We start from the raw sequence: 13,454 nt of genomic DNA on the forward strand, positions 1-13,454 counted from the left end.
ATGTCCGATGGTCGGGGGAAAGACGCGTCGGTAGCAGGCAGCACAGTGCGTTCTTCCGGCGAAACCGACTGCGCTTTGCGTAAACAAGCGCGACCTAGCCGCAGCTAACGGCCAGGTCGGCGTGGTGTGGCCGCGGATGTGCCTTTGTCAGCCGGCGGCGCGCAAGCCGGTTGTGGAGGCGCCCCCGCGCGGCAGCCACTCCGGCCGGTCGCTGCCCAGGCGCGGGGTGGCGCGAAGCCAGCGGCACGGCGTCTGCGACATGCGCAGGACGGGGGCAAGCGTTTTCAGGTCGCCATAGCAGGTGCCGTCGACACGGACGGAAAGTGCCTCGAACTCCTCCGCCGTCAGGCGGCCGGGGGCGGCCTCGAAGTCCCGGACCAGACCCTCGCGCTGAAGCAGCATGGCGGACTGGCAGAGGGAGACCTGCACCCGGTAGCTGCCGCCTTCCCGCGCGCGGCGGGCGAGGGCGAGCATGGCACCGAACGCGCCGAGAAAGCCGGTGAGGAAATCGCACATGAACACCGGGGTCAGCTCCGGCGCGCCGGAGCCGATAGCCTCTCCCTGGGTGTGGCAGATGCCGGTGACGGCCTGGGCCACCTGGTCCCACCCCGCCCGTGCGCCGAAGGGCCCGCCCGAGCCGAAGCAGTTGACGGAAACGTGGACCAGGCCGGGCCGGAGCGCCATCAGCTGCTCAGCGCCGAACCCGTGGGCGGCGAGCCGCTGCGGGCGATAGCCGTCGATGAACACGTCGGCGGCGCGGACGAGCTCGCGCAGGCGGGCCGCCTCCTCCGGGCGATTGAAGTTGAGGAAGGAGCTGCGCTTGCCGTGGCTGGTGTCGCGCACGAAGGCGGGCACCTGGGGCAGCTCGGGCGCCGTCACCATCAGCACGTCGGCGCCGTGCTCGGCAAGGCTGAGGCCGGCGGTGGGGCCGGCGAGAATGCGCGTGAGATCGAGTACGCGCAGCCCGGCCATGGGCGCGTCGCCCTCCGGCAGCGGCTCCGGCTCGCCCTCCGCCACCTTTGTGATCTCCACCACCGGCCGGGCGGCGAGATAGGCGCCGTGGGGATGGGCGAGCCATTCCTGCGGCGTGCGCACCTTGCCGCCGCAGGCCCGGGCGCGGGCGAGGGCGTCCTCCAGCGCATCGGCCTTCCAGCGGCCCACGGCGTCCTTCACGCCTTCGACCGAGCTTTCGCTGGCGAGCACGTCGAGCACCCGCCGCTCAAGGTGGGGCAGGTTGGTGTGGGGCAGCACATGGCCGCCGTCGGCGGTGGGCCACGGCTGGGTGAGCGCCACCATGTGCTTCATGGCGGGGGAGGCGGGAATGGGGTGGTAGCCACCGTCATCCCCCTTGAGCAGCGTTTCCTCGCCCCCCGAGAGGGAGGTGGCGGCAGCGGCGCGGGCGTCGACGGCGATCTTCTGGCGCCGGCCGGTGCGCAGCTCCCACAGGTCGTTGGCGGCGACGCCGCGGGCAGCCAGAACCGCGGCCGAGACCTCGCCGATACGGAACGGCGTGCGGAAGAAGGGATCGGCACCGGTCAGCGTCACCTCGTCGTCGGGGAGGGGCGCGCCGGCACGGATGGCCATGAGTTCGTGAAAGGCGTTGGAGGCGGTGCGGCGGTCTTCGGTCATGATTCTCTTGCCTTCGGTGGGGTACGGCGCGGGCGGCGGCCGTCCGCGCGCGAGTGTGGGAAGCTGGCCTGGCGAGCGCGGTCAGGCGGCTGCCGGCAGGGCCGCGGGGCGCCCGGCGCGGGAGACGAGCCAGCAGGTGAGGAAGGCCAGCGGCATGGAGATCAGGGTGGGCGGATCGAGCGCGACCACCGGCGTGGCGAAGCCGAACACCTTCACCCACATGGAAGGGCCGAGCACGGTGAGCGCCAGCGCCGCCACCAGCCCCACGCTGCCGCCGGCGATGGCGCCGCGGGTGGTGAGCCCCCGCCAGTAGATGGACAGCAGCAGCACCGGGAAGGTGGACGAGCAGGCGATGGCGAAGGCCAGGGAGATCATGTAGGCGACATTCTGCCCCTCGAACGCGATGCCGAGGGCAATGGCCACCAGCCCCAGCACCACGGTGGCGATGCGGGAGATGCGCAGCTCCTGCCGGTCGTCCACGTGCCCCTTCAGCACCACCCGCGCATAAAGGTCGTGGCTGACGGAGGAGGCGCCGGCCAGCGTGAGCCCCGCCACCACGGCGAGGATGGTGGCGAAGGCCACTGCCGAGACCAGGCCCAGCATCACGTTGCCGCCCAGGATGCGGGAAAGGTGGATGGCCACCATGTTGACGCCGCCGATAACCTTGCCGTCGGCGCCCAGCGCGGTGGCCTCGCCGGAGAGGATGAGGATGGCGCCGAAGCCGAACACGGCGGTGGCGGCATAGAAGGTGGATATGAAGGCGGTGCCCCACACCACGGAATTCCGCGCCGCGCGGGCATCGGGCACCGTGAAGAAGCGCATGAGGATGTGCGGCAGGCCGGCGGTGCCGAACATGAGCGCCAGCGCCAGGGAGAGCGCCGAGAACGGCGCGCGTGCCGCGGATGCGGGGGCGAGGATGGCTTCGCCCTTCGGGTGCGCGGCGGCGGCGCCCTTCAGGATGGCGGAGAGATCGAAGCCGAAGCGCTGCAGCACCAGGAAGGCGATGAGCGCGCCGCCCGCCAGCATCAGGCAGGCCTTCACGATCTGCACCCAGGTGGTGGCCATCATGCCGCCGAACATGACGTAGCAGATCATCAGCGCCCCCACGAGCGCCACCGCCGCCTTGAAGCCGATGCCGAACAGCAGCTCGATGAGCGCGCCGGCGCCGACGATCTGGGCAATGAGGTAGAAGGCGATCACCACCAGGGACGCGACCGCCCCGAAGATGCGCATGGGCGTCTCGTCGAGATTCAGGCTTACCACGTCCGAGAAGGTGAACTTGCCGAGCCGCCGCAGCCGTTCCGCCAGCAGGAACACCACGATGGGCATGCCGGTGGAGTAGCCGATGGCATAGATGTAACCGTCGAAGCCGCCGGTGAAGATGAGGCCCGTGAGCCCCAGGAAGGCGCCGGCGGAGAGCGCGTCGCCGGCGAGCGCGAGGCCGTTCTGCAGGCTCGTGACATTGCCGCCGGCGGCGTAGAAGTCGTTGGTGCCCTTGGTGTTGCGGGCCGCCCACCAGGTGATGGCGAGGGACAGCAGCACGATGGCGAGGAAGCAGGCGATGGCGACGGTGTTCATCGCGCCACCCCTTCCGCCGGGCGGGCGTCCCGCGCTTCGAACAGGGCGCGCTCGCGGCGGTTCGCCGCCACCGCATAGCCGACGGTGAGCGCGAAGCCGAGGGCGATGACGCCAAGCCCGGCGACGAAGGCCCAGGTGATGGCCCCGCCGGGCGTGACGGGCGCCGCCAGCAGCGCCGGGGCGAAGGCTGCGAGCGCGGTGAAGGCGAGGTAGGCGAGGGCGAGGATGGCGGTGGCGCCGAGGCCGAGCCCCGCGCCATCGTCGCGGCGCTGCCGTCTGGTCGATGAGGTCATGTGGTTTTTCCCTTCTGGATGGCGGATTTCCGCCGGCTGGGCGCCGGGGTTGGGAGTGGTCTCCGGCCCTGGTCGCCTCAATTTTGAGCAGGAATGAACCTGATGACTTTCGAGGCTAATGGCGTGTTTGACATTCTTGAAATGGTTTGATCTGATCTCAACCATCTGAAAATGAGATGGCCGTGCCCGTGCTCCGGCGCGTGGCGGGTCCGGCAGTGTGCGCCGCTGGCGCGCCTCTCCTGCAACGGTGCGGAACCATGAACAGCGCGGATCTGGATTTCTTCCTCGCGGTGAGCCGCGAGGCCTCCATCGGCGGGGCGGCGGCCCGGCTCAACACTGCCCAGTCCAACGTGACGAACCGCATCAAGAAGCTGGAGGCGGATCTCGGGGTCATCCTGTTCGAGCGGCACTCGCGCGGGGTGAAGCTCACCGGTGCCGGGGAGCGGCTGCTGCCGTTCGCCTCTGAGGTGGGCCGCCTGCTGGGGGAGGCGCGGCGCGCGGTGGCCGCATCCGATGTTCCCGGCGGCCCGCTGCTGATCGGCGCCATGGAGACCACCATGGCGCTGCGTCTCAGCGACCGGCTCGTGACCTTCTCGCGCCGCTGCCCGGAGGTGGATCTCACCCTGCGCACCGGCACCACCGCCGAGCTGGTGGAGCAGGTGCTGCGCCAGGAACTGGAGGGCGCCTATGTGTGCGGGCCGCTGGCGCACCCGCGCCTCGTCGCGCGCAGCGCCTTCCTGGAGGAGCTGGCCGTAGTGGCGGGGCCGGATGTGGCTTCCCTCGACCTCATCGCCGAGCGGGGGCACGCCAACATCTATGTGTTCCGCCGGGGTTGCTCCTACCGCCAGCGGCTGGAGCAGCTGCTGGCGCGGCGCGGCATCGCGGTGGCGCGCACGCTGGAATATGGCAGCCTCGATGCCATCCTCGCCTGCGTCTCCGCCGGCATGGGGGTGACCCTGCTGCCCCTCGACCTGCTGAAGGCCCACGGCGGTGCGCACCCCTTCCGGGTGCTGCGCCTGCCCCGTGAGGAGGCGCGGGTGGAGACCCTCTTCATCCGCCGCGCGCAGGTCTATGTCTCGCCGGCGCTCTCTGCATTCCTCGAGGCCATGGAGGCGCCGGCCCTGGCTGGGATGGCGGAGGCTGGCGAATAGCGCCATGCCGCGCCCACGGCGCGCAGTCGCGCAGGGACGGCCCCGGATGGCGCGTCGCGATTGCCGGTCGCGGTCAGAAATAGACGGCCCGGAATGACCTCGCCGGGGGAAGGCGGCTTGGCGGAGCGGTCTTCGCACCCCTATCTTCCGCGCGGGCGGCGAGGGATGGCCAATTCAGGCGCCGCCGACCAGGGGCCGGGGGTATGATCCGGACATTGACGATCGCGGTTGCGTTCACCCTCGGGCTGGCTTCGGCGGCGGCCGCGCAGGGTGCGAAGGTCTTCGGCCAGGGCTTCGACAACTGGGTTTTCACCCAGACGCCCGAGGCGGACGGCCTCATCAACTGCCGTGCCACGCGCAAGGCCGGCGGCCGGGAGGACATCGTGGCGATGCGCACCAGCGGACAGCCTTATGTGAGCGTCTCGGCCGCCGGGCGAAAGGGCAAGTACCGGGAATCGATCATCGAATCCGCCGGCAGCAGCTGGACCGTCACGGCTGAGGCCAATGGCGTGCGCCTGTGGTTCACCCCTCTTTCCGCGAATGCGGTCGAGGAAATCATGCTGCGCGGCAGCTACGCATTCTTCCTGGGCGGAACCGAGGATCGGGAGAAGGTCAACCTCGGCGCGAAATCGGCCGCCGCGTGGGCGCGCGTGAAGGAATGCGTGGCCGCGAGCCGCCGCTGAGGCGTGCGCCGGCGGGGGAGCGTTCCGGCGGTCGGCGGGACCGCTCTCACGCCTCGCCCGGAGGCCGGGCGCCGCGGGAATGTGAGGTGGCGGGTTTCCCTTCCCCTCACATTCCGGCCCGGGGCGAGCAGCCTTTGCGGCATCGCGCCCTCAGGGAATCAACAGCAGCGACCCCACCGTCTCGCCGCGCTCCAGCAGGGCATGCGCCTCTGCGGCATGGGCGAGGGGCAATTCAGCGCCGATGGTGACGGGAAGCCCGCGCGCGATTTCAGCGAACAGCTCCGATGCCGCCTGGCGGTAGGCCGCGACGTCATTGGCGTAGGCGAACACGCTCGGCCGGCTGAGCGCCAGCGAACGGCGCGGCCCGAGCGCCGCAAGGGGAATCTCGGGCAGTGTGCCGCACGCCTGGCCGATGCTGGCGACCGTCCCGAAGGGCCGCACCGCGTCGAGCGTGCGCAGCAGGGTTTGCCCGCCGATGCCGTCGAAGGCCGCGTCCACCCCGCGGCCGCCGGTCAGGCGCAGGACCTCTTCGGCGAAATCCTGCTCCTTGTAGAGAATGACGTGGTCGGCGCCGCGGGCGCGCGCGAGGTCGGCCTTGGCGGGGGAGCCGGCCGTGCCGATCACCCGCGCGCCCAGCCGCCTGGCCCAGGCGGTCAGGATGAGGCCGAGCCCGCCGGCCGCCGCGTGCACCAGGAGCGTCGTTTCGGCGCCCACGGGGAAAACGTGGCGCAGCAGCATGTGCGCGGTCACGCCCCGCAGCATGGCCGCGGCGGCGGTGCGATCGTCGATGCCGTCGGGAATGGCGACGAGGCGGGTGGCGGGAATGTTGCGCTCCAGGGCGTATCCGCCCGCGGGGAGGCCCGCATAGGCCACCCGCGCGCCTGCCGTGAAGGTGGTGACGCCGGGGCCAATCGCCTCCACCACGCCGGCCCCCTCCACCCCCAGCACCGCCGGCAGGGCGCCGACAGGGTAGAGGCCGGTGCGATGGTAGATGTCCACGAAATTGACGCCGATTGCCGTATGGCGGATGCGCACTTCCCCGGCGCCGGGGGCGACGAGGGCGGGGGTGGCCGCGCGCAAGCCGTCGATGCCGCCGGCGGCGGTGAGTGTGATGGCGAAGGTGGTTTCGGGCCGTGTGGCGGCGTGGAACGTCATGGGGTGCCTCCTGTGAGTACGGCGACCCTAGGCATGCTCCCCATGTGCGGGAATTCGGAATATAAGCACAGTATCTGGGGATTTTTGCGCGGACGAGGCATGCTGGACTGGGACGACCTGCGCTTCTTCGTTGCGCTTGCCCGCTGCGGGAGCCTTTCCGAGGTGGCGCGCCGCCTCGGCGCCGACCACTCGACCGTCGCACGCCGCATCACGGGGCTGGAGACGGCCCTTTCGCTGAAACTGTTCGACCGGCTGCCGCGCGGCTATGCCCTCACCCCCGAGGGAGAGCGGCTTCTGGAGCGCGCCAGCGCCGTCGAGCAGGCGGTGCACGGGGTGGAACGTCTCGCCAGTGGCGTGGGGGCGGCGATCGCGGGGCGGGTGCGCATCAGCGCCCCGCCCGCGCTGGCCAGCCATTGGCTGGTGCCGCGGCTCGCGCCGCTCCTGGCGCGGCATCCCGGATTGGAATTGGACGTCTCGGGGACGGCGGCGCCCGCGCACCTCTCCCGTCATGAGGCGGATCTTGCCCTGCGCCTGTCGCGCCCGCAAGAGAAGGGGCTGGTGGCGCGCCGCCTCGGCCGCCTCGCCTATGGCCTTTATGGCGCGCGCGCCTATGTGGAGGCGACCCCCGAGGCGGAGCGCGCCTTCCTGGGCTATGACGAGGAGCTGGCCGGCTCGCCCCAGCAGGCCTGGCTGGAGGCCCTCGCACGGGGGCGGCCCATCGTCTTCATGAGCAACGACCTTTCCAGCCTCATTTCGGCGGCGCGCTCGGGGATGGGGCTTGCGGCGATGCCCCATGTTCTGGCGCGCGCGGCGGGGGATCTCGTCTGCGTCGTCGACGATGGCGGAGTGGAACGCGAGCTGTGGCTGCTGGTGCACCCCGACCTGCGGCGCGCGGCGCGGGTGCGGGCGGTGATGGACCACATCATTGCCATGTGTCGCGAACTGAAGCCGGACTGAAAGGGGCGGGGCCGAACCGCTTGTCGGTCGCGGGCTTTCCATCGCGGTGGGCGGGATCGGGCCGCGCCCCACGCCGGCGGCCACAGCTCCCAGCGTCCCGGAATCGACGATTAGTCGGGCAACCGCAGCCCGCGGTGTTTTCGCGCTGCACCGCGCTGTTTCCGTTCGATTTCAGGAAGCGTTGAATTTGCTGGTGCTGCGAGAGAGGATTGAACTCTCGACCTCTCCCTTACCAAGGGAGTGCTCTACCACTGAGCTACCGCAGCGTCCGGTTCGAAGGGAGATGAGGAAATGTCAGCCCCGCCTCGAACAGCGACGAAACATTGTTCGTCGTCAGGCGGCTTCATCTGCCACATGGGGTCGGGGTGTGCAAGGGCATTTCGGCATCTTTTCCCGCGCCATGCAGGAAAGGGGGAGTTATAAACAGGCTCGTCCGCGCACGGGCGCCATGCCTGCCGGTTGCGCGGTGCAAGCTGCTTTTTTGCGCGTGCTCACCGCTTGAGCGTTTCCGCGTCCCTCTGTAGCCTTCGGTGGGAGAGGCCATTGCGGGGGACAGTATGGCTGCGGAAAAGCCGCGCAATCAAACCATCGGTGCCGTCCGGCGGACTTTCCAGCCCTGGGCCGACCCCGAAAGAAAGCCGCTGATCCGCTTCGAGAACATCGTGAAGCGATTCGGCGATTTCACAGCCGTCGACAATGTCAGCCTCGACATCTACGAGCGCGAGTTCTTCGCCCTCCTCGGTCCTTCCGGCTGCGGCAAGACCACCTTGATGCGCATGCTGGCGGGCTTCGAGGAGCCGACCGAAGGGCGCCTCACGCTTGCGGGAGAGGACATCTCCGGCATTCCGCCCTACCGGCGGCCCGTGAACATGATGTTCCAGTCCTACGCGCTGTTCCCGCACATGAACGTGATGGACAACATCGCCTTCGGCCTGAAGCAGGACAAGATGCCGAAGGCCGACATCGCGGCCCGCGTCGAGGAGATGCTCAAGCTCACCAAGCTCGAGAAGTTCGCCAAGCGGAAGCCGCACCAGCTCTCCGGCGGCCAGCGCCAGCGGGTTGCGCTCGCCCGCTCGCTGGCCAAGCGCCCCAAGGTGCTGCTGCTCGACGAGCCGCTCGGCGCGCTCGACAAGAAGCTGCGCGAGGAAACCCAGTTCGAGCTCATGGACCTGCAGATGGACCTGGGCATGACCTTCCTGATCGTCACCCACGACCAGGAAGAGGCCATGACCGTGGCCGACCGCATCGCCGTGATGAACCACGGCGTGCTGATGCAGGTGGCCCCGCCGGCGGAGATCTATGAGCAGCCCGCCACCCGCTATGTGGCGGATTTCATCGGCGAGGTGAACCTGGTGGAGGGCAAGGTCCTCTCCGCCTCCGCCGAGGAGCTGCGCCTGTCCTCGCCCATCACGCCCCATCCGCTGCACGTGACGCAGGGGGCGGATGTGAAGCCGGGCGACGAGGCTTGCATCGCCATCCGCCCGGAGAAGCTGCGCATCTCCCTGGAGCCGCCCGCCGACACCTCGGAGAACTGCTTCGAGGGCGAGATCTGGGACATCGGCTACCTCGGCGATCTCTCCATCTACCATGTGGAGCTCGCCTGCGGGCAGCGCATCAAGGTCTCGCAGCCGAACCTCTCGCGCATGGTGCAGCGGCCCATCACCTGGGACGACAAGGTGTGGGTGACGTTCGCGCCCCATGCCGGCGTCGTGCTCACCCGCTAAAGGAGGCGTCCATGGCGATGGCGGGCGAGAAGGGGCGCGGGCGGTATCTGGTGCTCGCGGTGCCCTATCTGTGGCTCCTGGCGCTGTTCCTGGCGCCGTTCCTCATCGTGTTCAAGATCTCGCTGTCGCAGGATGCGGTGGCGCAGCCGCCCTACACGCCGCTGCTGGATCTCTCGCAGGGCTGGGCCGGCTTCACCGCGTTCCTGTCCCAGCTCTCCCTCGACAACTACCTGTATGTGCTCGATTTTTCGAACGAGTTCATCCAGGCCTACGGCTCCTCGCTGGTCATCGCCTCCATCTCCACGGTGCTGCTGCTGCTGGTGGGCTACCCCATCGCCTACGGCATGGCGCGCGCGCCGCGCTCCATGCAGCCCACGCTGCTGATGCTGGTGATCCTGCCGTTCTGGACCTCGTTCCTGATCCGCGTCTACGCCTGGATCGGCATCCTCTCGCCCGAGGGGCTGCTGAACCAGGGCCTGATGGCGCTGGGGCTCATCGACACGCCGCTGGAGATCCTCAACACCGACACCGCGGTCTATATCGGCATCGTCTATTCCTACCTGCCGTTCATGGTGCTGCCGCTCTACTCGGCGTTGGAAAAGCTCGACCTGACGCTGCTGGAGGCCGCCGCCGACCTCGGCTGCCCGCCCACCAAGGCGTTCTGGACCATCACCTTCCCGCTCTCGCTTCCGGGCGTGGCGGCGGGCGCGCTGCTCTGCTTCATTCCGGCGGTGGGCGAGTTCGTGATCCCCGACCTGCTCGGCGGCTCCGACACGATGATGATCGGCAAGTCGCTGTGGACCGAGTTCACCGTGAACCGCTCGTGGACCGTCTCCTCGGCGGTGGCGGTGCTGCTGCTGCTGGTGCTGGTGGTGCCCATCGTCATCTACCAGAACATCCAGCAGCGCGAGCTGGAGGCCGGAAAATGAAGAAGGGCCTCACCTGGTTCAACGTGACGTCCATCGCCCTGGGCTTCGCGTTCCTCTACATCCCCATCCTGCTCTTGGTCATCTACTCCTTCAACGCCTCGCGCCTCGTCACCGTGTGGGCGGGCTTCTCCACCCAGTGGTACTGGGCGCTGCTGGAGAACGAGCAGCTCATCGATGCCGCGTGGGTCACGCTGCGCATCGCCTTCTTCTCCTCGCTGGTCTCCACCGTGCTCGGCACCATGGCGGCGCTGGCGCTCACCCGCTACGGGCGCTTTGCCGGGCGCACCCTGTTCTCGGGCATGATCTACGCGCCCCTGGTCATGCCCGAGGTCATCACAGGCCTCTCGCTGCTGCTGTTGTTCGTGGCGGTGGACTTCGATCGCGGCTTCTGGACGGTGCTGCTGGCGCACATCACCTTCACCATGTGCTTCGTGGCGGTGGTGGTGCAATCGCGCCTCGTCACCTTCGACCGGACCCTGGAGGAGGCGGCGCTCGATCTCGGCTGCCCGCCGATGAAGACCTTCTTCGCCATCACCCTGCCGCTGATCCTGCCGGCGGTGGTCTCCGGCTTCATGCTGGCCTTCACCCTCTCCCTCGACGACCTCGTGATCGCGAGCTTCACGACCGGGCCCGGCGCCACCACCCTGCCCATGCGCATCTATTCCCAGGTGCGCCTTGGCGTGACGCCGGAGATCAACGCCGTCTGCACCATCCTCATCGCCATTGTCACGGTGGTGGTTATCATCGCCTCGCTCGTCACCAAGCGGGCGGAGAACCTGCGCCAGGCCGAGGAGCGGGCGGCCATGCAGGGCTGATCCGCTTCGCCAGCCGCCTTCCCGCCCGGCTTGATCGGGCGGGGTGCTCTTTGCCATAAGCTCGCCTTTCTCCGGCGCGGCGCGCCCGCGCCTGTTTCCGTGGCAGGTGGCGGGCCGCACCGGAGCGGCGTCCGGGCCCCAGGCCGGGGCGGATGGCCCTGGGGACGGATCTGGACCTCCTTGATGAGATATCGTGCGGACATCAGCGGCCTTCGCGCGCTGGCGGTGATTCCCGTCGTGTTGTTCCACGCGAATCCGGTCCTCGCCCCCGGCGGCTATGTGGGCGTGGACGTCTTCTTCGTCATTTCCGGCTATCTCATCACCTCGGTGATCGCGGCGGAGCTCGACAAGGGCGGCTTCAGCCTCGCCCGCTTCTATGACCGGCGCGTGCGGCGCATCCTGCCCGCCTATGTGGCCATGGCGCTCGCGACCACGCTGGTGGCGCTGGTGTTGCTGCCGCCGGCCCTGCTCATCGGCTACGGGGAGCAGCTGAAGGCGGCCTCCACCTTCCTCGCCAACCGTTATTTTCTCTCGGTGGCCTCCTATTTCGGCCCGGTGGCCGAGGAGCAGCCGCTGCTGCACACCTGGTCGCTCTCCATTGAGGAGCAGTTCTACCTGTTCTGGCCGCTGCTGCTGGCGGGGCTCGCCCATCCGCGGCTGAAGCGGCTGCGGCCGGTGGTGGTGTATGCCCTCATCGCCGCCTCCCTGTTCCTCGCCACCCGCAATGCGGTGCTGCGGCCGGGCCCGGCCTTCTACAATTTCGCCGGGCGGGCCTGGGAACTGCTTCTGGGCGCGACGCTGGCCCTCGGCCTGCTGCCGCGCCTCAGGCGGCCCCTGGTGGCGGAGATCCTCGCCGCAGCCGGCGTCGTCATGATCCTCGCCGCGGTGGCGCTGTTCGACCGCCACACGGTGTTTCCCGGCGCGAGCGCGCTGGTGCCCACGCTGGGCGCGCTGTTCGTGCTGTGGGCGGGGGCGGAAGGCCGCGTCACCGCCGCCGGGCGGGTGCTAGCGCTGGCGCCGCTGGCCTTCGTGGGGCTCATCTCCTATTCGCTCTACCTGTGGCACTGGCCCATCCTGGTGTTCCTGCGCCTCCAGAACGGGCCCCATCTCTCGCCGGTGCAGGTGGCGGGCGCGGTGGCGGCGGCGGTGGCGCTGGCCACGCTCTCGTGGCGCTTCGTGGAGAATCCGTTCCGCCGCGCCGGCTTCACCACCCTGCGCACAGAGCTGAGGAGCATCGCGCTCGGGCTGGGCGTGCTGGCGGTGCTGGTGGCGACGGGCTTCGTGCTGGTGCTGGCCCAGGGCCTGCCCGCCCGCGCCCCGGCGCGGGCGCTGGAGGCGGAGAGGGCGGTGGCCGACGTGTGGCGCGGCACCAAGGCATGCCTGCTCGGCCCCAACCAGACCGTGCCGCCGGCCGGCTGCCGCTTCGGTGATCCGGCGGCGGGCGCGCCGCAGATCGCGCTATGGGGCGATTCCCTTGCCAACCACCACGGCCCGGCCCTGGACGAGCTGGCGCGCCAGATGGGCTTCGGCCTCGTGCAGGTGACCAAGGCCGGCTGCGCGCCGCGCCGGCCCGAGGACGCGGCGAACGCGCCGCGCACCAAGGAGGGCGGCGTCTGCAACGCCTTCCGCGGCGCCTCGCTGAAGTCGATCCTGGATGATCCCGCCATCCGCATCGTGGTGATCGGCGGCAATTGGGGCGCCGAGGGGCGGCTCGACGACGACCTCGCCTCCCTCGCCGCGGTGGTGGGGGAGATCACGGCCACGGGCCGGGGCGTGGTGCTGGTGGCGCCGGCGGTGGCCTTCGCGAGTGGCGGCGGGCATTGCGTCGCCCGGCGGCGGTTCATGGGGCAGGATGACGAGGGCTGCGGCCTGCCGGCGGCGGAGGCCGAGGCGGGCCCCCGCCGGGTGGAGGGCGCCTTCGCGGCCATGGCCGCAAACCCGCTGGTGCGCGTCGTGCTGCCGCGCCTGCGCTTCTGCGATGCCGTCGCCTGCCGCCCGCTGGTGGACGGCAAGGTGGCCATGACCGACGGCGGCCACCTGAACGTGACCGGTTCCCTCGCCCTGCGGAACGATATCGGCGCCGCACTGGAGGGGCTCCTGCCCGCCGTCAGCGCGGATCGTCCCCGTTGAGGGCGCAGAAGTTGGCGTAGATGGCGGCCATCACCTGGGTCACCACCGGGTTGCAGATGGAATAATAGAGCCGCCGGTGCTCGCGCCGGAAGGTGACGATGCCTTCGCTCTTCAGCTTCGCCAGGTGCTGGGACATGGAGGTCTGGGAGATGCCGGTGGCGTCCGAAAGCTCCGAGACGCTCTTCTCCCCCGCGGTGAGCTGGCACAGGATGCGCAGGCGGCGCGGATTGGCGAGGCCGCTGAGAAACTGCGCGGCCGCCTCCGAGCGGTCGTCCGCGAAGGTGCGGGGGCCGTCGTCTCCGGCGGTGTCCCTCCGGCCGTCGCCGGTTTCCGCGCCCCTGGTCATGCCGCCTCCGTCATCTGCCGCCCCGGCTGTGCTCATCGCCGGGGCACCGTGCTTCCCCGCCCTT

General features: G+C 69.8%; 12 protein-coding genes and 1 tRNA gene. 7 read left to right on the forward strand and 6 right to left on the reverse strand.

What is annotated here, in order from left to right; genetic code table 11:
• Nucleotides 1-147 precede the first annotated feature (147 nt).
• From V5F61_RS06730 to V5F61_RS06740, 3 genes are all read right to left on the reverse strand, one after another.
• Nucleotides 148-1,629, reverse strand: coding sequence for a CoA transferase (locus V5F61_RS06730; protein ID WP_393987810.1), 1,482 nt, complete (start codon nt 1,627-1,629; stop codon nt 148-150).
• Nucleotides 1,630-1,710: 81 nt separating this feature from the next.
• Nucleotides 1,711-3,207: a sodium:solute symporter family transporter gene (locus V5F61_RS06735; protein WP_393987809.1), complete on the reverse strand. Its 1,497-nt coding sequence runs from the start codon at nt 3,205-3,207 to the stop codon at nt 1,711-1,713.
• On the reverse strand, nt 3,204-3,500 hold the full coding sequence (locus V5F61_RS06740; protein WP_393987808.1) for a DUF485 domain-containing protein: 297 nt from the start codon (nt 3,498-3,500) through the stop codon (nt 3,204-3,206). Before V5F61_RS06740 ends, V5F61_RS06735 begins: the two co-directional genes overlap by 4 nt.
• A 257-nt stretch (nt 3,501-3,757) precedes the next feature.
• On the opposite strand from V5F61_RS06740, the gene V5F61_RS06745 reads away from it, so the two are divergent.
• Both V5F61_RS06745 and V5F61_RS06750 read left to right on the forward strand, forming a co-directional pair.
• A complete protein-coding gene (locus tag V5F61_RS06745; RefSeq protein WP_393987807.1) occupies nt 3,758-4,651 on the forward strand; it encodes a LysR family transcriptional regulator in 894 nt (297 codons plus the stop codon).
• Between the two features lie 215 nt (nt 4,652-4,866).
• Nucleotides 4,867-5,334 (forward strand): hypothetical protein, encoded by a 468-nt coding sequence (locus V5F61_RS06750; RefSeq protein WP_393987806.1) that lies wholly within the window; start codon nt 4,867-4,869, stop codon nt 5,332-5,334.
• 150 nt (nt 5,335-5,484) lie between these two features.
• On the opposite strand, the gene V5F61_RS06755 is transcribed toward V5F61_RS06750, so the two are convergent.
• The gene (locus V5F61_RS06755; protein WP_393987805.1) at nt 5,485-6,489 is read right to left on the reverse strand and encodes a quinone oxidoreductase family protein; all 1,005 of its coding nucleotides are present in this window, start codon (nt 6,487-6,489) and stop codon (nt 5,485-5,487) included.
• A gap of 99 nt (nt 6,490-6,588) precedes the next feature.
• Between V5F61_RS06755 and V5F61_RS06760 the strand changes: the two genes are divergently transcribed.
• Nucleotides 6,589-7,446 carry a LysR family transcriptional regulator gene (locus tag V5F61_RS06760; RefSeq protein ID WP_393987804.1) on the forward strand — a complete coding sequence of 286 codons (858 nt, stop codon included), beginning with the start codon at nt 6,589-6,591 and terminating at the stop codon, nt 7,444-7,446.
• Nucleotides 7,447-7,637: 191 nt separating this feature from the next.
• On the opposite strand, the gene V5F61_RS06765 is transcribed toward V5F61_RS06760, so the two are convergent.
• Nucleotides 7,638-7,712 (reverse strand) — tRNA-Thr (locus V5F61_RS06765).
• Nucleotides 7,713-8,003: 291 nt separating this feature from the next.
• Between V5F61_RS06765 and V5F61_RS06770 the strand changes: the two genes are divergently transcribed.
• The 4 genes from V5F61_RS06770 (at nt 8,004) to V5F61_RS06785 (ending at nt 13,044) form a co-directional block, all read left to right on the forward strand.
• The gene (locus V5F61_RS06770; RefSeq protein WP_393987803.1) at nt 8,004-9,170 is read left to right on the forward strand and encodes an ABC transporter ATP-binding protein; all 1,167 of its coding nucleotides are present in this window, start codon (nt 8,004-8,006) and stop codon (nt 9,168-9,170) included.
• Between the two features lie 11 nt (nt 9,171-9,181).
• A complete protein-coding gene (locus V5F61_RS06775; RefSeq protein ID WP_393987802.1) occupies nt 9,182-10,099 on the forward strand; it encodes an ABC transporter permease subunit in 918 nt (305 codons plus the stop codon).
• Complete coding sequence (locus tag V5F61_RS06780; protein ID WP_393987801.1) at nt 10,096-10,914, forward strand: ABC transporter permease; 819 nt, start codon at nt 10,096-10,098, stop codon at nt 10,912-10,914. Before V5F61_RS06775 ends, V5F61_RS06780 begins: the two co-directional genes overlap by 4 nt.
• 183 nt (nt 10,915-11,097) lie before the next feature.
• Nucleotides 11,098-13,044: an acyltransferase family protein gene (locus tag V5F61_RS06785; RefSeq protein WP_393987954.1), complete on the forward strand. Its 1,947-nt coding sequence runs from the start codon at nt 11,098-11,100 to the stop codon at nt 13,042-13,044.
• Here the strand turns inward: V5F61_RS06785 and V5F61_RS06790 are convergent.
• Nucleotides 13,022-13,390 carry an ArsR/SmtB family transcription factor gene (locus V5F61_RS06790; RefSeq protein ID WP_393987800.1) on the reverse strand — a complete coding sequence of 123 codons (369 nt, stop codon included), beginning with the start codon at nt 13,388-13,390 and terminating at the stop codon, nt 13,022-13,024. The genes V5F61_RS06785 and V5F61_RS06790 overlap by 23 nt on opposite strands.
• Between the last annotated feature and the right edge of the window lie 64 nt (nt 13,391-13,454).

The organism is Xanthobacter sediminis, assembly GCF_043195015.1.
In the GTDB taxonomy this organism is placed as follows: Bacteria; Pseudomonadota; Alphaproteobacteria; order Rhizobiales; family Xanthobacteraceae; genus Xanthobacter.

Bases quoted from the DNA above. Each gene is read 5' to 3' on its own strand.
- V5F61_RS06780 (WP_393987801.1), top strand. From the start codon at position 10,096: ATGAAGAAGGGCCTCACCTGGTTCAACGTGACGTCCATCGCCCTGGGC.
- V5F61_RS06760 (WP_393987804.1), top strand. From the start codon at position 6,589: ATGCTGGACTGGGACGACCTGCGCTTCTTCGTTGCGCTTGCCCGCTGC.
- V5F61_RS06730 (WP_393987810.1), bottom strand. From the start codon at position 1,629: ATGACCGAAGACCGCCGCACCGCCTCCAACGCCTTTCACGAACTCATG.
- V5F61_RS06755 (WP_393987805.1), bottom strand. From the start codon at position 6,489: ATGACGTTCCACGCCGCCACACGGCCCGAAACCACCTTCGCCATCACA.
- V5F61_RS06745 (WP_393987807.1), top strand. From the start codon at position 3,758: ATGAACAGCGCGGATCTGGATTTCTTCCTCGCGGTGAGCCGCGAGGCC.
- V5F61_RS06735 (WP_393987809.1), bottom strand. From the start codon at position 3,207: ATGAACACCGTCGCCATCGCCTGCTTCCTCGCCATCGTGCTGCTGTCC.
- V5F61_RS06740 (WP_393987808.1), bottom strand. From the start codon at position 3,500: ATGACCTCATCGACCAGACGGCAGCGCCGCGACGATGGCGCGGGGCTC.
- V5F61_RS06785 (WP_393987954.1), top strand. From the start codon at position 11,098: ATGAGATATCGTGCGGACATCAGCGGCCTTCGCGCGCTGGCGGTGATT.
- V5F61_RS06790 (WP_393987800.1), bottom strand. From the start codon at position 13,390: ATGACCAGGGGCGCGGAAACCGGCGACGGCCGGAGGGACACCGCCGGA.
- V5F61_RS06770 (WP_393987803.1), top strand. From the start codon at position 8,004: ATGGCTGCGGAAAAGCCGCGCAATCAAACCATCGGTGCCGTCCGGCGG.
- V5F61_RS06775 (WP_393987802.1), top strand. From the start codon at position 9,182: ATGGCGATGGCGGGCGAGAAGGGGCGCGGGCGGTATCTGGTGCTCGCG.